The 14,929-nt window shown below is 32.8% G+C and carries 14 protein-coding genes; 11 read left to right on the forward strand and 3 right to left on the reverse strand.

Annotation, left to right across the window (positions count from 1 at the left end; all coding sequences use genetic code 11):
* The first annotated feature begins 28 nt into the window (after positions 1-28).
* The 5 genes from ACXHHC_RS11255 to ACXHHC_RS11275 all read left to right on the forward strand — a co-directional run bounded on the left by ACXHHC_RS11255 (position 29) and on the right by ACXHHC_RS11275 (position 5,554).
* The gene (locus tag ACXHHC_RS11255; protein WP_458226478.1) at positions 29-577 is read left to right on the forward strand and encodes a hypothetical protein; all 549 of its coding nucleotides are present in this window, start codon (positions 29-31) and stop codon (positions 575-577) included.
* A 188-nt stretch (positions 578-765) separates the two neighbouring features.
* The gene (locus ACXHHC_RS11260; protein WP_458226479.1) at positions 766-1,431 is read left to right on the forward strand and encodes a DUF4331 family protein; all 666 of its coding nucleotides are present in this window, start codon (positions 766-768) and stop codon (positions 1,429-1,431) included.
* A 20-nt stretch (positions 1,432-1,451) separates the two neighbouring features.
* On the forward strand, positions 1,452-2,003 hold the full coding sequence (locus tag ACXHHC_RS11265; RefSeq protein ID WP_458226480.1) for a DUF4331 family protein: 552 nt from the start codon (positions 1,452-1,454) through the stop codon (positions 2,001-2,003).
* 64 nt (positions 2,004-2,067) lie between these two features.
* The gene (locus ACXHHC_RS11270) at positions 2,068-3,342 is read left to right on the forward strand and encodes a tetratricopeptide repeat protein (protein WP_458226481.1); all 1,275 of its coding nucleotides are present in this window, start codon (positions 2,068-2,070) and stop codon (positions 3,340-3,342) included.
* Between the two features lie 4 nt (positions 3,343-3,346).
* Positions 3,347-5,554: a TonB-dependent receptor gene (locus tag ACXHHC_RS11275; RefSeq protein WP_458226482.1), complete on the forward strand. Its 2,208-nt coding sequence runs from the start codon at positions 3,347-3,349 to the stop codon at positions 5,552-5,554.
* Positions 5,555-5,981: 427 nt separating this feature from the next.
* Here the strand turns inward: ACXHHC_RS11275 and ACXHHC_RS11280 are convergent, their stop codons facing one another.
* Together ACXHHC_RS11280 and ACXHHC_RS11285 are read right to left on the reverse strand one after the other, a co-directional pair.
* Positions 5,982-6,767 (reverse strand): anti-sigma factor, encoded by a 786-nt coding sequence (locus tag ACXHHC_RS11280; RefSeq protein ID WP_458226483.1) that lies wholly within the window; start codon positions 6,765-6,767, stop codon positions 5,982-5,984.
* The gene (locus ACXHHC_RS11285) at positions 6,764-7,306 is read right to left on the reverse strand and encodes an RNA polymerase sigma factor (protein WP_458226484.1); all 543 of its coding nucleotides are present in this window, start codon (positions 7,304-7,306) and stop codon (positions 6,764-6,766) included. Before ACXHHC_RS11285 ends, ACXHHC_RS11280 begins: the two co-directional genes overlap by 4 nt.
* A 157-nt stretch (positions 7,307-7,463) precedes the next feature.
* Between ACXHHC_RS11285 and ACXHHC_RS11290 the strand changes: the two genes are divergently transcribed.
* The 6 genes from ACXHHC_RS11290 (at position 7,464) to ACXHHC_RS11315 (ending at position 13,703) form a co-directional block, all read left to right on the forward strand.
* Complete coding sequence (locus tag ACXHHC_RS11290) at positions 7,464-8,033, forward strand: hypothetical protein (RefSeq protein ID WP_458226485.1); 570 nt, start codon at positions 7,464-7,466, stop codon at positions 8,031-8,033.
* A gap of 124 nt (positions 8,034-8,157) precedes the next feature.
* Positions 8,158-9,294: an Mrp/NBP35 family ATP-binding protein gene (locus ACXHHC_RS11295; RefSeq protein ID WP_458226486.1), complete on the forward strand. Its 1,137-nt coding sequence runs from the start codon at positions 8,158-8,160 to the stop codon at positions 9,292-9,294.
* A gap of 38 nt (positions 9,295-9,332) precedes the next feature.
* Entirely contained in the window at positions 9,333-9,569 is a 237-nt protein-coding gene (locus ACXHHC_RS11300; protein ID WP_458226487.1) for a NifU family protein, read from the forward strand.
* 197 nt (positions 9,570-9,766) lie between these two features.
* Entirely contained in the window at positions 9,767-10,804 is a 1,038-nt protein-coding gene (locus tag ACXHHC_RS11305; protein WP_458226488.1) for an aldo/keto reductase, read from the forward strand.
* Between the two features lie 8 nt (positions 10,805-10,812).
* On the forward strand, positions 10,813-12,861 hold the full coding sequence (locus ACXHHC_RS11310) for a TonB-dependent receptor plug domain-containing protein (protein WP_458226489.1): 2,049 nt from the start codon (positions 10,813-10,815) through the stop codon (positions 12,859-12,861).
* A gap of 5 nt (positions 12,862-12,866) precedes the next feature.
* On the forward strand, positions 12,867-13,703 hold the full coding sequence (locus ACXHHC_RS11315; RefSeq protein WP_458226490.1) for a hypothetical protein: 837 nt from the start codon (positions 12,867-12,869) through the stop codon (positions 13,701-13,703).
* A gap of 57 nt (positions 13,704-13,760) precedes the next feature.
* Here ACXHHC_RS11315 and ACXHHC_RS11320 read toward each other — a convergent pair whose 3' ends face one another.
* Positions 13,761-14,891: a hypothetical protein gene (locus ACXHHC_RS11320; protein ID WP_458226491.1), complete on the reverse strand. Its 1,131-nt coding sequence runs from the start codon at positions 14,889-14,891 to the stop codon at positions 13,761-13,763.
* Between the last annotated feature and the right edge of the window lie 38 nt (positions 14,892-14,929).

Raw genomic sequence — 14,929 nt, forward strand, 5'->3', positions numbered from 1 at the left:
TGTTTATTTGCCTCTTAAAAAATATAAAATGAGACCAATAAATTATTTCTTTGTAGTACTCTTATGTTTATTGATTAGTTCTTGTGGTTTCTGGGGACAAGTGTACAACGTTTTTTTGGATGAAGGAGACTATGAATATCAATATTATCAAGATCTTAAAGAGTTGGATGTAAGAAATGGAACATGGTCAATACTTTCTAAAGATAAAGAGGTTTCTAGTTTTTTTTCCAAAGAATTAGGAGACAGGTTCATTCGTTTTAATAATCTAAAGAACGAAAAAGGGCAGTACGTTTATCCTTATGGAATAGAAGAATTAAACGATGCTAAGCTTAAGGAAATCTATCAACTTACAGGTTTAAATTTTTTAGTAGTACAAGATAAAGAACATAGATCTCTAATAAAAGAGGTGTACACAGACGAGAGTACCATTTATATTACGGTCTATAATTTAAAAACAGAAGAAATACATTATCAGATTGTAGGAAAGGTGTTGGTGGATGACAATGGGAATAAAATATTCAAACCGAAGTTGAGGAAAAGAGTCTTAAAGAGGATTCAAAAACACATAAAATTATAAGAAAACACTCTGTAAGAGTATTTAATTAATAAAAATATTTTTTATTTCAATAAACAAACCCTTGTAAACAAAGGGTTTGTTTTATTTTTTTTAACTTTTTTAAAAAAAGTGAACCTTTTTTAAAACCGAATCTACCTTTCTCTCGTAAATAATTGTGTAAACGTTTTAATAAATAAAAACACACAATTATGAAGACACGTAAAATTTTATTGGGTTTAGCTTCTTTAGCAATCCTTTCTGGAGCTATTATAGCAGCAGATCACATTGATGCACCTGCGGTGAAGGGTGGAACAAGCGACATCACAGACTTTTATGCTTTTGAAGCAGAGGACACAAATAACTTAGTTTTTGTAGCAAACATTCAAGGGTTAATTTCTCCAACAGAATCTGCATCAGCAGCATTCGATGAAGATGTATTGGTAGAATTCAATATAGATACCGATTCGGACAATGTAGAAGATATTGTTATCCAAGCAATTCCAAAGGGAGATAAAATGTACATCTACGGACCAGCTGCACCTAACGAAACTGGAGCAAACAGCACACTTTTAAGTGATATGTATAAAAGTATGGTAGATATTACTCCATACAGTGCTTCAGCAATTACCACTACAACAAATGCATCAGCAGTTACTGGTGTTAAAGCATTCGCAGGGTTAAGAGACGATCCGTTCTTTATGGATTTTGCACAGTACTCTGCAATTATAGGAGGAACAGCATCAGGGTTTAATGACCCAGGGGCAGATACATTTGCAGGAACAAATGTAAAATCCATCGTAGTAGAAGTACCAAAATCTATGGTGGGAGGATCAGGAACTATTAACACTTGGGTAACTACAAAAAGAAAAAAATAATCTAAAAAAACACAAAAATTATGATACGTAAAATAACAACTATAGGATGTATGTTACTTATAGCAGCAGTTTCGTTTAACTGTTCTAGTGACGATGATAACAATATGAGTGGTATAAAAATGGATGCCGTGTTTGAATTAGAAGATCAAATGGGAAGACCCGCTATAAATACTGTTTTTGTAGGTTCTGCGGAGAAAGATGTATTCAATACCACTTTACCAAAGGATCAAGGAGTAGCATTTGCATCAAAATTCAAAACAAATTTAGAAGCATTAAGTCCTGCTTTTAGCGAATCAACAGATAAAAACGCTTTGGGGCAAGATGCTACAGCATTTACCAATTTATTGGCAACAGATGTACTAAACGTAAGTTTAGATGGTAAAACTACTTTTTACGATGGAACCAATGTGCTAACAGGTAGAGCTTTGGCAGATGATGTAATTACAGTAGAATTATTATTGATTTTTGGAGGAGAAGATTTTACTGAAAATCCGACATTATCAAATGATAACGTAAGTGAAAATGATAAAGAGTTTTTGACTTCGTTCCCTTACCTAGCTTCCCCTTGGTAGAAATAAATTAAAATAAAATGCTAGTATTTTCTAGCATTTTATTTCACACTTAAAATCCCTTAAAATGAAAATATTAAAAACCCTATTGCTCTTTTTAATTATTACCGCTTGCAATAAAGAGCAAAAAGACATTGTACAGTTAAAAGATATAGAACCCTATTTACAAAAAGAGGATAGTAGCCTTTTAGAAAGCACTAAAAAAGATTTAGCTTTTTGGGAAGCCAAACTGGTTAAAAATCCTAGTCAGTTTCCATACTGTGTTAAAATAGCAGGATTAGAAAGTCAACTTTTTTCTAAAACTGGAAAAATTCAACACTTAAAGAATGCGGAATTTCACTTAAAAGAAGCGGTAGAAAAATCTGGTGGAAAACAATCAGGATACTTGAGAGCACTAGCAAGAAACTACATCTCTCAACATCAATTTAAAAAAGCATTGGCTTTATTAAAAGAGGCAGAGGTGAATGGTGATAAAAAACAAGAAACAATCAAAATGCTTTTTGATGTAAACTTGGAGCTAGGAGATCATAAAATTGCAGATTATTATTTAAGAGAAATAAGTGATAAAAGATCCTTTGATTACTTAATAAGGCTTGCTAAATGGAAGGATGCTCAAGGGAATTTAGAAGCAACTATTTCTTACATGGAAGAAGCCTTAGCAACAGTGAAAGAAAAAGGATATGAAGATTTGGAGTTGTGGTGTGTTACCAATTTGGCAGATTACTATGGTCATAATGGAGAAATAGAAAAATCGTACCAATACTACTTAAAAGCATTAGAAAAAGACAACACTAATTATTATGCACTTAAAAAAGTAGCTTGGATTTCTTTTTCTAATGATAAAGACACGAAAGAAGCGAAGAAAATTATTGCTGTATTAGATAAAAAATATAAAGGATTGGATTTAGATTTGTTAGCGTATGAAATAGCTACCTATGAAAGAAAAGAAGAGAAAGAAAAACTAACTAGCTATTGGACAAAAGTACAAGACACTTTGTATGGAGAAATGTATAACAAATACAATTTTGATATTCTAATGGATCAAGAAAAATATGAAGAAGCGTATAAGATTGCTGCAAAAGAAGTGGACAACAGACCAACGGCTGCATCTTATTCTATGTTAGCACTTGCTACTGCTTATACCAAAACCCCAGCTGGAGGAATGGAAATTTTAAAGAATCACGAAGTTGTAGAATGTTTAGAGCCAGAGGTGTTGTTGAGAGTGGCTAAAGTGTATCAGCTAAATCAAAGAAGAGATGCTTTGGAAATTCTTAAACATGAGTTGATGGGTGCAAGATTTGAATTAGGTCCTGTAAAAACAAGACAAATTTTAAAATTATAGGTAAATGATGGAAAGAATCATACTCATGACGATTTTACTTTTCTCCAGTATGGGTTTTTCTCAAACTTTTAAAGGGAAAGTTGTGGATGCTAAGAGCAATCCCGTTGTATATATGTTAATTACCAACACCAATAAAGGTATTCACGCCCATACGTCTATAGATGGAACGTTTGAGCTAGAAAACACAGGTGTAGGAGATGCAATCGTATTTTCTAAAATGGGATACGATACCAAAAAAATAACTTTTGAAAAAAACAATAAAACCTTTGTTATTAATAGAAGTATAGTTGCTTTGGATCAAGTTGTGTTATCTAAAGGAGTAGACTATTCTAGTATTGTTACAGATTTAGATATTCAAAAGAATCCAGTTAAATCATCACAAGAAGTATTAACCAAAGTGCCTGGTTTAATTATTGGTCAGCATGCAGGTGGTGGTAAGGCAGAACAAATATTTTATCGTGGTTTTGACATTGATCACGGAACGGATTTAGAAATTAAAGTTGATGGAATTCCGGTAAATATGGTATCGCACGCACATGGTCAGGGGTACGCTGATTTGCACTTTGTGATTCCTGAAACCATTGATAAGCTAGATTTTAATGCGGGAGTTTACAACCCAAAACAGGGAAATTTTGCCACAACAGGTACGGTAAATATCAAAAGTAAAGAAACCTTAAAAAACAATGCTTTACAGTTAGAAGCAGGTCAGTTTGATACGCAACGATTGTTGTTTATGAATTCCTTCATCAAAGAAGAAAATCAGCACGCCTATGTTGCAACAGAATACATTCGTTCGGATGGACCTTTTGAAAGTCCACAAAACTTTAAACGATTAAACATTAGTAGTAAATACACAGGTAGGTTTCAAAATACAAAAATGATTTTCTCTTTTTCTCATTTTATGAGTAGTTGGAGTGCATCAGGACAAATTCCAGAAAGAGCCGTTGCTGATGGAAGTATTACCCGATTTGGAGCTATTGACGATACCGAAGGAGGAGAAACATCTAGAACCAATGTGTCTTTAAATGTGATCAAAAAAAATAGCGATAATTCTAAGCTGAATCACTTAGTATACTATTCGAATTACAATTTTGATTTGTATTCCAATTTCACTTTTTTCTTAGAGAATCCTGTAGATGGGGATCAAATTTATCAAAAAGAGAGAAGGAATTTATTTGGATATCAAACAGATTATCAAAAGAAATACGATTTAGAAAATGTAGAACTTACTGTGAATGGAGGTGTTGGATTTAGAACAGATCGCGTAGGTGATAACGAATTGTCCAGTACTAAGAATAGAACAGAGATTTTAGAAAGAATTCAGCAAGGAAAAGTAAACGAAACAAATTTCTTTAGTTACCTAAGTACAGATTTTGAAATTGGAAATTGGAATATAAAACCTGCTTTACGATTTGATAGATTTAATTTTGGGTATGAAAACTTTTTAATTGCAGACAAGACATTAAAAGAGCAAAATGCATTAATTGTAAGTCCAAAATTAAGTTTTACCTATACACCAAATCAAAATTTTCAAACCTATGCTAAGGTTGGGCAAGGCTTCCATACCAACGATAGTAGATTGATTTTAGAATCCGAAGCAGATGATATTCCAAAAGCGTATACTGCTGATTTAGGATTTGTTTGGAAATCAACTCAAAATCTACTGGTTGGATTGACTACTTGGGGAATGTTGTCAGAGCAAGAGTTTGTATATGTAGGTGATGCAGGGGTGGTAGAGCCTAATGGTGCTTCTGTAAGGAAGGGGGTGTCTTTAAGTACAAGATATCAACCAGTGAAATCATTATTTCTTAACATCAATGCAGATTATACACACGCTCGTTTTAGAGACGAAGCAAACGGTGAAGATTATGTGCCTTTAGCTCCAAACTTTAGTTTAAAAGGAGGATTGACTTACAAAAAAGATTTAGGTTTTTACGGAAGTATAGATGTATTGCATTTAGCAGATAGACCAGCAAATGAGGATAATTCTATTGTAGCAGATAGTTATACAGTAACTCATTTGAATATGGGGTACGAATGGGAAAAGATTGCTTTAGGAGTTCAAATTCAAAATTTATTTGATGTAGCATGGAATGAAACCCAATTTGCAACAGAATCTAGATTGGCAAGTGAAACGGAATCCGTAGAAGAAATTCATTTTACACCAGGAACACCGTTTTTTATTAAAGGAAGTATATTATATAAGTTTTGATAGGTTTTAGTTTTATTAGAGTTTGGGTGGGGTCACCTTTTAATCAACTTGGGTGATCCTGCCTTTTTAAGAAACCAAAAAATGCAAAGGTTATTACAAAATTAAATAAAATTATTGAAGTTTATTTTTAGGGGTGAAAAGGAGGAGTCATCTTTAGGGGTATGGATGGCTCCCTTTTCAATTAATGATAAATAACAAACAGCCCTTTTTTTATAGCACTTTTTTTAACAGGGTTATGTAGAGCTATCTTAGGGGTAGGATAGCTCTGCTCTTAATTAAAGGGTTTAAATAAAAATATTATTTAGGGGTTTTTTTAGAAAGTTAGAACTCAGTTACCTTAATAAGGGTAGTTAGGTAGCTAAGTTTCTAACAAAAAAAGTCTACTGGAAACAGTAGACTTTCTTTGTTTTATGTAAAGTTTTCTTTGTTAAGACACTTTGGTCAATCCAAGAGTGTATAATTGTTCTAATGTAGGAGAAACACTTCCTCCTACTGGTTCTAAAGTAATTCCAAAAGCTTGAGAAGCATTGGTGTTGTTTACTTTAATAAAACGGTCTCCGTTGTTATAAGCATCTAAAGTTCCTAAACTTGTAGGGGTTAATGGATTTAAGGTTAAAGACCATAACTGATATACTTTTCCCTCCGGAGCAGGTGGTAACCCGCTAAGATCTAAGTACATTTCATCTTTATTCTTATCCCAATATACTGCAGCGTAACTTTCTGGAGCTACTTTTTGTCCAGCCAAATCTATTTTTAACGTTTCTTTAGAAGACATAAAGGCAATTACCTCCTCTTTGGTGTTCAATTCTAGTTTTGTTGAAATCAACTCCTCTTGTAAGGTTTCGTTGCTTGCAATTTGTTCTGTTAAGCTCTTATCAACAGTTTGTTTGCTAACGTAGGCTCCAAACAGCCCAATAGCAAAAACAATACTAGCTGCCCATCCTACATAGCTGTATCTACGTATCGGAATTACTTTGGTGTCCTTTCTTTTGATGGATTTTGATAAAGCTGTAAAAGAAGGAGCTTTTAAGTTTTTAGGCTTGCTAACTTCGGCAATTTTTACAACTTTTTGTTCAATGCTTTTAACGTATTCTTTGATTTCTGGATATTGTTGAATATAAGAATACACTTCATAACTATCTTCCCTATTAAGGATTCCAGCTACGTAGAGTTCCAATATTCCAGATTCAATATATTCTTTAGTATTTATCATTTCTCTAACGTATTTAGACTTAATTTTAAAGTACTAAGACAACTTCTACTTCTAGTTTTTACAGTTCCTAAAGGAATATCTAACTCTTCAGATGTTTCTCTTTGTGTATATCCTTTGTAAAAAATCAAATCGATGAGTTTTCTACATTTTTCAGAAAGCTTTTTAATACCTGCTATTAAGATTTTTTCTTCATCGCCAGCTTCTTTTTCCTCTGGCTCTGATATATTTACGAAAATATCAATGCTTTGGTTCTTTTTTAAGTCCTTATATTCTTTAGATCTTGTCTTATCAATAGCAGCGTTTCTAGAGATGTTTAACAACCATGTAAAAAAACGACCACGTTTAGGAGAATAGCTCCCAATGTTGTTCCAAACTTTTAGAAATACCTCTTGTAAAAGGTCTTTAGACAGGTCTTCATCTTGCAAAATATTATGAATTACACCTAGCATGCTTTCGTGATACATTTCGTATAATTTTTCATAGGCTTTTAAATCTTTTTCTTCTTGAAATTTTTTAACCAGAGCATCAACTGCATCCATAAGCGTTTTTTTGAATTCGTCAGAAAATTAGTGATAATAATTCAAACATGGATCAATTAATAGACATAGAGTTGGATGTTAATTCTTTTGTAATTGAATTTAAATATTGGCAAGGTTGTTGTCTACAGCTACCAAGAAAATTTTAAAATTATTTATGATGAAGAAAAATTACACTTTTCTAGTATTGTTATTTGGAGCAATTTCATGTTTTGCTCAAAAAGAAACCTCTTCTGTGGTTAAAAACATGTATAATATTCAAACTGGTTTTGGGTTGTGGGCAAATAATGAAACAAGATTGTCACCCGAAGTAGCTTTAAGGTCCGAGGTAGGTTTTAGTGGAGGTTATAGACAGAGTTTTGATAAATCTACATTGGCTTTTGTTCCTGGTTTATCTTTGGAGCCAAGATGGTATTTTAACTTAAAAAAAAGAGCTAAAAAGGGAAAGGATATTTCTTTTAATAGTGCGAATTATTGGTCTGTTAAAGCTTTTTTAATTTCAGATAGTTTTGTGATTGCTACAAATGATGATTTAACGGTTTTAGATAACGATAGGTTGCATTTAACAGCTAATTGGGGATTAAAAAGAAATTTCTCAGAACATTGGAATTATGAATTTGGGATAGGATTTGGAACTAATTTATTGCACAGAGACAGAGACTACTTTTTTGGAAGAGAAGAATCGCCTATTGTTGGAAACTTAACACTAAGACTAGGGTTTAAATTATAGTGTAATTCTTTACGCTAAAACACATTTTGTGTAAGATTTTAGTTTGTCATTAGACAAAAGGATTCAACTAGTTAGAATAAGACCAAATAACGTATCTTTGCAGTCTAAAATTAAGAGTGATTCCATGAGTATTACAAAATCAGATATTAAAGGAGTTTTAGAAACAATTACTGCTCCCGGAGAGGGAAAGAGTTTAATTGAAAATAACAATGTAACAAACGTTGTTATTTTTGAAAACGAGGTAATTGTAGACGTAAAAATTAGCAATCCTACTTTACAAGCAAAAAAGAAAACAGAAACAGAAATTGAAAAAGCAATTGTAGCTCAGTTTTCGGAGGCTAAAGTAAAAGTAAACTTAACGGTAGAAGCTAAAAAGGAAGCCCCTAAAGCAAACCCTAATTTAATAAAAGGAGATAAAATTCCTGGAATTCAAAACATAGTAGCCGTGGCTTCTGGTAAAGGAGGAGTAGGGAAATCTACGGTTACCGCTAACATGGCTATTACTTTGCAAAAAATGGGGTTTAAAGTTGGTGTTTTAGATGCCGATGTATACGGTCCTTCTATGCATATTATGTTCGATGTTGCTAGAGAAAAACCAATCTCTGTGAATGTAGATGGGCGTTCTAAAATGAAGCCTGTAGAAAACTACGGAATTAAGTTATTGTCTTTAGGTTTCTTTACAGATCCTAACGAAGCTGTAATTTGGAGAGGGCCAATGGCTTCTAAAGCCTTAAATCAGATGATTTTTGATGCTGATTGGGGAGAATTAGATTTCTTATTGATTGATTTGCCTCCAGGTACAGGAGACATTCACTTATCTATAGTACAAGCACTACCTATTACTGGAGCGGTTGTAGTTAGTACACCACAGAATATTGCTTTGGCAGATGCTAAAAAAGGAGTTGCTATGTTCGAACAAAAGAACATAAAAGTTCCTGTTTTGGGAATTGTAGAAAACATGAGTTACTTTACTCCTGCGGAGTTGCCAGATAATAAATACTATATTTTTGGACAAGATGGTGCTAAGAATTTAGCAGAGGATTTAGAGGCTGCTTTCTTAGGAGAAATTCCTTTGGTGCAGAGCATTAGAGAAGCGGGGGATGTTGGTCATCCTGCGGCTTTACAAGATGGAACTCCACAAGAGTTAGCATTTAAAGAGATTACCAAGAATATGGCTGCTCAATTAATTAAGAGAAACGAGGACTTACCACCTACAGAAGTGGTTAAAATTACAACAATGAGTGGTTGTTCTACCAAATAATAAATTAGTATATTTAGACCGATAATAAATAAAGCAATATGACAGCAGAAGAATTACAGGAGAAAGTAGAAGTTGCCTTAGAAGAAATTCGTCCTTTCTTGTTAACAGATGGAGGTGATATTTCTTTAGTAGCTATTGAAGATAATGTTGTAAAGGTAAAGTTAATGGGAGCTTGTGTTGGTTGTAATGTAAACCAAATGACCCTAAAAAATGGGGTAGAGGCTACTATTAAAAAACACGCTCCACAAATAGAGAGTGTTATAGACGTGAGCTAAATTTTAAGCAATATAAAAGTTATAAAACCACAAAGTATCTTAAGTTTTTAAGATACTTTTTTTGTGTATTTTTATTTTTGAAAATTAACTTAATTACATCTCGACACTTCGACTCAACTCAGTGCAGGCTGCTCGATGACCCTCGGTGTTTGAGCGGAGACGAGAACTGAATTCTAAATTTTAAAATGAGGTAAAGTATGAAATATACCAAGATTCCAAATACAGATATTAAAGTTTCTAAAATCTGTTTAGGTTCCATGACGTGGGGACAACAAAATACAGAGGCAGAAGGACATGAACAGTTAGATTATGCTTTTGAACAGGGAGTAAATTTTATAGATACTGCTGAGTTGTATTCCATTCCTAGTAGAAAGGAAACGCAAGGAAGTTCAGAAAGAATTATTGGTACCTGGATGCAAAATAAAAAGAGAGAAGATGTGGTAATTGCAAGTAAAATTGCAGGTCCAATGGCTATGTTTTCTCATACCAGAGAGCCACAACCTTATACAAAAGAATTGATCTTTGATATAGTAGAAGGAAATTTAGCTCGTTTAAAAACCGATTATATCGATGTGTATCAATTGCACTGGCCAGACAGAAATGTAAATTTCTTTGGAAACTTAAATTATAAGCACAATCCAAATGAGGGATGGGAGGATAAGATTGCTGAGCTTGTAGAAGCAATGGATGCACTGGTAAAACAAGGGAAAATTCGTCATTACGGATTGTCTAATGAGACTCCTTGGGGAACTATGAGACATTTAAACGAAGCAGACTCAAAAGGTTTGTCTCGTTGTAAAACGATGCAGAATCCTTATTCATTATTAAACAGAAGCCTAGAGGTAGGTCTTTCGGAAGTAATGATGCGTGAGAATGTTGGTTTGTTGGCTTATTCACCATTAGGTTTTGGAGTGTTGTCAGGAAAGTATTTTAATGGTCAATTGCCAGAAGGGTCTAGAGTAAAGTTGTTCCCTAACTATGTTAGATATAGCAACAAAGAAGCAATGTTTTTAGCTGAAAAGTACAATGAGTTGGCTATAAAACACGGATTAAGTTTGGTGGAGTTATCCTTAGCTTTTATTGAACAGCAACCATTTTTAACCTCAACTATAATTGGAGCGACTAAGATGGAGCAGTTAAAAGAGAACATTGGTACGATTCATGTTACATTATCCGAAGAAATATTAAAGGAGATTGACGAGATTCACAAGTTGCAACCGAATCCGGCTCCTTAAGAAGAAAAATGAAAAATTTGCTATGGATATTTCTTCTAATTTTTCTACAAAAATCGTTCTCCCAAAAAAAAGAAAATGATTCACTTAACGTAGAAAAGTTAGAAGAAGTTGTTCTTAGGAACAAGAATAAGGTTAAGTCTAAAAACCCCAATACAGATGTTATCTTTTTTTCTAATGAAGATTTAAAGAAAGCTGTTACCATAATGGGGGAGACAGATCCTATAAAACTAATACAGCTAAGTTCTGGAGTGCAAACTGGAGCCGAAGGACAGTCTGGTTTTATGGTTAGAGGGGGAAATCCGAGTATGAATCTTGTGTATTTGGATGATATTTATTTGCATAATATATCTCATATTGGTGGTTTTTTTCCGCTCTTGAATTCAGATTACATTAAAAACTTATCCTTTTACAAAGGTGGTTTTAATGCCGAAGATGGAGGTAGACTGTCTTCTATTACCAAGATAAATTCCAAAACAAGTTTAGGAGAAGAAACAACCATGGGGAGTATAGGTCTTTTGGTGGCTAAATTGACTACTACCATTAATTTAAAAGATTGGAATACCAAAATACTAGTATCGGGTAGACGTACTTATTTGGAGGCGATTAATGCGTTAATGGGGGCTTCTGTTTTAGGAGAAGGAAAAGGCTATTATTTCTATGATTATTTATTAAAAGTAGAAACGAGAATCAACCAAAAAAATAAAATTGCATTTACAAATTTTAATACCAAAGATGCTTATGAAAGTCATGAAGAGGTAAAGAAGTTAAATTTAGATTGGAAAAATAGCCTCTTAGGTGTTTCTTGGTCTTACAATTCATTTTCAAATTTTAAGAATATATTATCTATATCTAGTAGTGATTTTAAATTGACGAATACCACGGATGATTTTCCTTTCAATTACGCTTTTTCCTCTAAATACGCTATATGGTCACTTAAAAATACAAGTTCTCTAGTGCTAAAAAATCACAGTTTAGATTTTGGGTTTGCTGTAAATAAAATTAAGAATACCCCTAAAGATGTAAGAGCAGATATTTTAGGAGAAACACAAATTGATATTCAGAATGATAATGACTCTGACTTATTAGAAAATAGTATCTTTTTTCAAGATTTATGGAAGCTTAAAGAGAATATAAGTCTAAAAGGAGGAGTAAGGCTTACCAATTATCAACTAAATAGCAATGGTAATTTTAATAGCTGGTATGTAGAACCAAGAGTAAGTTTGCATTACGAGTTTAAAGATAGTCAGGCTATAAAATTATCGTACCAGTATTTACGACAATACTTGCATCAGGCTAGAATTAATACGTTTAGCATGCCAGTAGAATATTATATACCTACCAACAATAATTTACCGTTTCAGAAAAGCAATCAAGTAAGTGCGGGTTATTATTTTGATAGCAAAAATATATCAGGAGAAATAAGTACTTATTACAAACACATAAACGATTATTCTGAGTTTAAAAATGGAGCGTTAAACAATCTTTTTAATTCTGATTTGTACAATGATGTAGTAATAGGAAGACTAAATTCTTATGGTATTGAAACTCATTTAGAGGCTAGGTTTAAAAAAATAAACGGGTCTATTAACTATACTTTTTCTAGAACCAAAGCTAAGTTTAGCGAGATAAATGATGGGAAATTGTTCCCCGTTGTTTTTGATAGACCTCATAATTTAAATGTAGCATTGAGTTATAAATTAACAGATAGGTTAAGTTTAAACGGATTGTTTGTTTTTACGAGTGGACAGAATTACACGCCTATTAAAGATATTAGAATAGTTAATGAGTTCTTGGTGTTAAATTTTGGAGATAAAAATAGTGCTCGTTTTCCTAGCTATCATCGTTTAGATGTAGGGGTGAATTATCAATTTAAGAAAAGGAGGAATTTTACATCTTCTTTAGATTTTACTATTTACAATCTTTACAACAGGCAAAATACATTTTATATAAATCATGTGGTGGACGGAAGTATAGAGGAGAATAATTTTACCATTAATTCTTTTTACGAAAGTTTGTTTCCAATAATTCCATCCTTAACATGGAGCTTTAGTTTTTAATAGAAATGAAAAAAATTGTATCCGTTTTTTTGTGCTTAATCTTTCTCTCTTGTGATGATACCCAACAAGTAGAAAGCTTGTATTCTGAAGCATTAACGGTAGAGGGGTATGTAACCGAGGGAGAGTTTGTAAAAGTTTACTTAACGTCTAATTTACCTTTTCAGGGAGAAATTGCAGAGCGAGATTTGTTAATAGCCGAAGAAGGAAGAGCCAAGGTAGTAGTTAGCGATGGAATAGAAGAGGAGATATTAACACTAACCAGAGATGATTCTAGATATCCTAATTTATACTATCAAACAAAGCGAATGAAAGGAAGGGTTGGAGTAAAGTACAATCTTACCGTAAATTTAAAAGGAGTAACCTATTTTGCAGAAACAACCGTGCCTTCTCAGCCAATTGTTAAGTCTATAGCGGTTATTAATGGAGGAAAAGAAGGAGATAGAGCAATTCAGATAAAAATGGAAAATTCAACGGAGATTGAATATTATAAGGTGCTGATAAAAAACAGAATCGAAGAAAGTTATTCTTGGGCTAACCCTTATTTGTTTTCTACAGAGTTAGCAAATAAAGAAGAAGACTTAAATTTAGTTTTAAAGTATTCCGAGTATGTAGGACAAGAAGAAATTAACAAATTGTACTTTTTGAATACCTACGACATTGAATTGGTGAAAATAGCTAAGGCAGAGTATGAGTTTTTTAAAAGTGCTTATGGCGATGTAACTACGCTTTTAATCACAGGTACTTTTGCTGAGAATATTGAGAGTAACATACAAGGAGGAAACAATGTACTAGGTTTTTGGACGGGAGAAAATAGATTAGAGTTTGAGGTTGAGATAAACTAAAAAAGGTGAATTCATTTAGAATTCACCTTTTTATTAATTTATGGATTCGTATTATTTTTAGTCAGCTTTTAATCTAGAATAAAAGTCTTTAAACGTTTCTCCAAAATAAGCTTCTAATGATGATGTTGTACCGTCCTCAAATACTAATTCAATATTTGATCCTTCTATAAATCTACCAGTAGCGATCTGTTCTTCATCAAATAATAAAGAAATTTTTACATGTTCATTTAAAAGATTGATATCTTCCTCTAGAGTGTCAAATTCGACATCTCCTTTAGGGGCAATATCAAATTTAATTTTAGTTTTACCCATTGAAATATTGGCATTGGCTAGACTTAAAAAGTCTTCTATTGGATTGTCTTCAATATCCTCTGGAGTTCCATCGTTTAAGGGGCTAAAATCTCCTTTTGTAGAAAGTTCAGTACTAAAAACTAGCGTATTTCCTATTTGTAAAGTAGTAAACCCACTTGTTTCTTTATTGTCATCAGATTTGCTGAATTCAGTTTTGTAAACTAAGTCTCCTTTACCAATAATAATTTCGTTAAAAACAGAATTTGGCAAGTATTTGTCATTGTCAATAGAAACAACATAATTGTGTGTAAAGTGAGTTTCTCCATTTACAGTAAGTACCATTTTTAAGCTGGTTGGAATTTCATCCCAAGAATCGTGAACTAAAGTATCAAACTCAGAAATAGTTAAAACAAAGTTCTTACCATCTTCGGAGATAGAAATTACAATTTTACCAGAATCTGCCCAAGTAAAATCAAAATCACCTGTGGATTCATTCCAAATATAGGTTCCTGTATTTTCTTTAAAACCCTCTAATATGGCCGATGAATCTTCTCCATCAATAGCACCGATAGTAGGTATACGAGAAGATTTAGAGTCAATAGATTCTTTTATAACTCCCATAGATTTTAGAGCCAATTCTACAGATTGGATTTCTTTGGGATTAAAATTACTTACATTCATCTGCTTAAGGAAGGCATTAATTTCAATTGCAGATGTTTCTTCAGAATTGAAATCGCCAACAACATCGTAAAGATTTAGTATGTTGTCTTCCATTTTCTGTTTGTTAGCTTCAACTTCGTTGACTTTGTTGTTGGTTTCGGGGGAATCACTACCTCCACAAGAAACACTTAAAATGGATAAAGCACAAACAGCCAGTGCTTGGATTGTTTTTTTCATGACAATTTTTATTTAATACTAACCTAGGTTATCAAAAT

This window comes from Wenyingzhuangia sp. IMCC45574 (genome assembly GCF_054182685.1).

Bases quoted from the DNA above. Each gene is read 5' to 3' on its own strand.
- ACXHHC_RS11255 (WP_458226478.1), top strand. From the start codon at position 29: ATGAGACCAATAAATTATTTCTTTGTAGTACTCTTATGTTTATTGATT.
- ACXHHC_RS11260 (WP_458226479.1), top strand. From the start codon at position 766: ATGAAGACACGTAAAATTTTATTGGGTTTAGCTTCTTTAGCAATCCTT.
- ACXHHC_RS11265 (WP_458226480.1), top strand. From the start codon at position 1,452: ATGATACGTAAAATAACAACTATAGGATGTATGTTACTTATAGCAGCA.
- ACXHHC_RS11270 (WP_458226481.1), top strand. From the start codon at position 2,068: ATGAAAATATTAAAAACCCTATTGCTCTTTTTAATTATTACCGCTTGC.
- ACXHHC_RS11275 (WP_458226482.1), top strand. From the start codon at position 3,347: ATGATGGAAAGAATCATACTCATGACGATTTTACTTTTCTCCAGTATG.
- ACXHHC_RS11280 (WP_458226483.1), bottom strand. From the start codon at position 6,767: ATGATAAATACTAAAGAATATATTGAATCTGGAATATTGGAACTCTAC.
- ACXHHC_RS11285 (WP_458226484.1), bottom strand. From the start codon at position 7,306: ATGGATGCAGTTGATGCTCTGGTTAAAAAATTTCAAGAAGAAAAAGAT.
- ACXHHC_RS11290 (WP_458226485.1), top strand. From the start codon at position 7,464: ATGAAGAAAAATTACACTTTTCTAGTATTGTTATTTGGAGCAATTTCA.
- ACXHHC_RS11295 (WP_458226486.1), top strand. From the start codon at position 8,158: ATGAGTATTACAAAATCAGATATTAAAGGAGTTTTAGAAACAATTACT.
- ACXHHC_RS11300 (WP_458226487.1), top strand. From the start codon at position 9,333: ATGACAGCAGAAGAATTACAGGAGAAAGTAGAAGTTGCCTTAGAAGAA.
- ACXHHC_RS11305 (WP_458226488.1), top strand. From the start codon at position 9,767: ATGAAATATACCAAGATTCCAAATACAGATATTAAAGTTTCTAAAATC.
- ACXHHC_RS11310 (WP_458226489.1), top strand. From the start codon at position 10,813: ATGAAAAATTTGCTATGGATATTTCTTCTAATTTTTCTACAAAAATCG.
- ACXHHC_RS11315 (WP_458226490.1), top strand. From the start codon at position 12,867: ATGAAAAAAATTGTATCCGTTTTTTTGTGCTTAATCTTTCTCTCTTGT.
- ACXHHC_RS11320 (WP_458226491.1), bottom strand. From the start codon at position 14,891: ATGAAAAAAACAATCCAAGCACTGGCTGTTTGTGCTTTATCCATTTTA.